Raw genomic sequence first — 1,322 nt, 5'->3', positions numbered from 1 at the left:
GGTGAGCGCGGCGACCGTCCAGGCGAAGCCGAGCGTGCCGCCGCACCCGACCACCAGTGCACGCCGTGGAGCCACAGATCCCCCTGGAATTCAGACCGACATCTCGTCGAGCTCGGCAAAGCTGACGGTCCTGTCGAAGTACCTGATGATCGGGGCAGTGCGATCGCGCTCCAGCGAAGCACGGAACATCGCGAGGGCGTCGACGTGCTCGATGTCTACGTTCGGCGGAGTGTCGGCGTCGTAATTGGCGAGCCAGGGCTTGCTCTCGTACACGTAGGTCATATCTCAGCTCTCGAAGTACCGACGTGGGTTGTCCACCAGCATCGCCTTGACCTGGTCTTCGGTGACACCACGTTCGAGCAGCGCAGGAATGACATCATCACTGATGTGGGTGTAGTTCCAGTTCGGAAGTGCCACTTCTCTTGCAGCACTGGGGAAGTAGTCGATGAAACACGACGCGTCATGTGCCAGAACCATCTTCTCCGCGTAACCGCGACGGGCCATCTCCACCACCGTGTTGACACGATCCTCGAACGACAGGAACGGTTCGAGACCGAAACGGTCCATCCCCAGTAGCGAACCGGCATCGGCCAGCGCACACAGGTAGTCGAGATCGGTGGTGTCGCCGGAGTGACCGATGACCACCTTGGTCAGATCCGCACCCTCTTCGGCCAGAACCTTCTGCGCGACCAGCCCGGATTCAGTGTGCGGATTGGTGTGCACGGTGATCGGCACTCCCGTTTCCACCTGCGACTGTCCGACCGCGCGCATGACCCGCTCGACGCCGGGGGTAAGGCCCGGCTCCTCGATGGCGCACTTCAGGAAGGAGGCTCGGACACCGGTTCCGGCGATTCCTTCCCTGATGTCCTTGACGAACAGTTCGACCATCGGCTCGGGGCCGTCGAACAGCAATCCCGGTCCGGTGTAATGGAATTGGAAGGGAATGTCGTTGTAGGTGTAGATGCCGGTAGCAACGATGATGTTGAGATCGACCTGCTCGTTGATCCGGACGATTCGCGGAATGTACCGGCCGAGGCCGATCACCGTGGGATCGACGATCGTGCTGATTCCGCGGGACTTCACCTCGGTCAGCTTTGCCACCGCGTCCGCTACCCGTACTTCCTCGTCCCAGGGTTCGGGGTAGTCGGGGTAGTTCTGGCGCAACTCCTCACCCAGAACGAAGACATGCTCGTGCATCAACACCTTTCCCAGATCGGCTGTATCCACCGGCCCACGAACGGTTTGTACTGAACTCATCGATCGAACCCCTGACTGTGATCGCCATCACTAACATGAGACAATGAGCTAGTGTGTCTCACGTG

2 protein-coding genes are annotated in these 1,322 nt (G+C 60.3%); both read right to left on the bottom strand.

Annotated features, from left to right (window positions below; translation table 11 throughout):
* Positions 1-90 precede the first annotated feature (90 nt).
* Complete coding sequence (locus ABT116_RS46950; RefSeq protein ID WP_351647466.1) at positions 91-282, bottom strand: hypothetical protein; 192 nt, start codon at positions 280-282, stop codon at positions 91-93.
* Positions 283-285: 3 nt separating this feature from the next.
* Positions 286-1,257, bottom strand: a complete 972-nt coding sequence (locus ABT116_RS46945) for a phosphotriesterase family protein (protein WP_003943005.1) — start codon at positions 1,255-1,257, stop codon at positions 286-288.
* Positions 1,258-1,322: the final 65 nt, after the last annotated feature.

The sequence above is a fragment of the Streptomyces sp. NPDC002130 genome, from assembly GCF_040296465.1.
Taxonomy (GTDB): domain Bacteria; phylum Actinomycetota; class Actinomycetes; order Streptomycetales; family Streptomycetaceae; genus Streptomyces.
This window is presented reverse-complemented; position numbering and strand designations above follow the sequence as displayed.